Source organism: Bartonella sp. MU70NMGDW, assembly GCF_042194085.1.
Classification (GTDB): domain Bacteria; phylum Pseudomonadota; class Alphaproteobacteria; order Rhizobiales; family Rhizobiaceae; genus Bartonella; species Bartonella grahamii.
Genome location: NZ_JBHIMK010000368.1, coordinates 1 through 1,137 on the forward strand (window position 1 = coordinate 1; position 1,137 = coordinate 1,137).

2 protein-coding genes are annotated in these 1,137 nt (G+C 38.3%); one reads left to right on the forward strand and one right to left on the reverse strand.

Annotation, left to right across the window (positions count from 1 at the left end; all coding sequences use genetic code 11):
- The first annotated feature begins 255 nt into the window (after positions 1–255).
- Positions 256–429 carry a hypothetical protein gene (locus ACFIKE_RS11030; RefSeq protein ID WP_375649962.1) on the forward strand — a complete coding sequence of 58 codons (174 nt, stop codon included), beginning with the start codon at positions 256–258 and terminating at the stop codon, positions 427–429.
- A 526-nt stretch (positions 430–955) separates the two neighbouring features.
- On the opposite strand, the gene ACFIKE_RS11035 is transcribed toward ACFIKE_RS11030, so the two are convergent.
- The coding region (locus tag ACFIKE_RS11035; RefSeq protein WP_375649964.1) for a hypothetical protein at positions 956–1,137 on the reverse strand (182 nt) is incomplete at its 5' end.

Here is a 1,137-nt window from a genome sequence, read left to right on the forward strand (position 1 = left end):
TCTATAGAGGATTATGACCGATTAGTTGATCCCAAAAAGATGATTGCTCCCCAATAAACAACCCACTAAAAAAGATGCAAACGTCTTAAAACAAATCTTTCTGTCAAAAGATCGGGGTGCAAACACCCCGATGATGACCGATAACAATTACCCACAGCGTTCATTTTAGGCTCTGGTCCGCATTTATGCTATGGGTGGTTTTGTTGCTTATGTTGCTTATATTGTACTTAAAAGGCACAACGGCTTTGGAAAGGAATGGGGCTTTGGAAAGGAATATCCGGTTTTGGAAAGAAGTGGATAGTCATGGCTCAACACCCAATGGCTATACTGGCAGAAAGTGATTTAAATGGATATGATCTTAAAGTGTTTTTCATTCTAGCTTCGCATCTTGATTTTGACAATCTATTAGCTATTAACCAAACAGAATGAGCTCAAAAAATCGGTATTAATAGGCATAATTTCAATCGAAATATAAAAGATTAATGAATTCATAGTAGTTACGCTTTACAATGTTATCATTATTGATACATTCTGTAGGTAGCTCTTGTCTCAATGAGATGATGTATTGATTTATAATGATCATCTAGCGTTATCCATATTGAATGAGAATTCTGAATACCGTAAGATTTTCTCCTTTTAAATCTGTCCCATGTTGCATCAATCAAAATCACTGACTTGCACATTATAAGCGGAATGAATGTGTGGATAGAAATTGTATAAGATAAGGACTAAAAACACCTCTAATGAACCACCTCAAGCGCCAAGGACTGTCACAACATTGTGGAGAGAGCTGTCTCAACACCCCACAAGCTGGCAAAAATAATGGTACCAGCTTGCTCCTTTATCTTGCTCCTTTATAAAGCATAAAGATAGGGGGTGCTCAATGGATTTATCGTTATACCATTCATGAGCCACCGTCATGAAATGGGTTGGGAAACATTGAAAAATGTCTCTTTTATAAAGCGTGAAGATAGGGGTGCTCAATAGAGGAACAGCTGTTGGAAAAAAACTCAATGCACCGAAAGGTTTTGGCCTTTGCTGAAACAAGCAGCTCTCTGACGGGATATCCTTGACAACTCGCAAGAAATTTGAGGCATTTACCCATCATAGCGCCCTCACCCATTTCCGTAAAAACCT

What these genes read in the sequence shown, in the direction of transcription:
- ACFIKE_RS11030 (WP_375649962.1), top strand. Translation starts at nt 256, where the DNA reads ATGGGGCTTTGGAAAGGAATATCCGGTTTTGGAAAGAAGTGGATAGTC.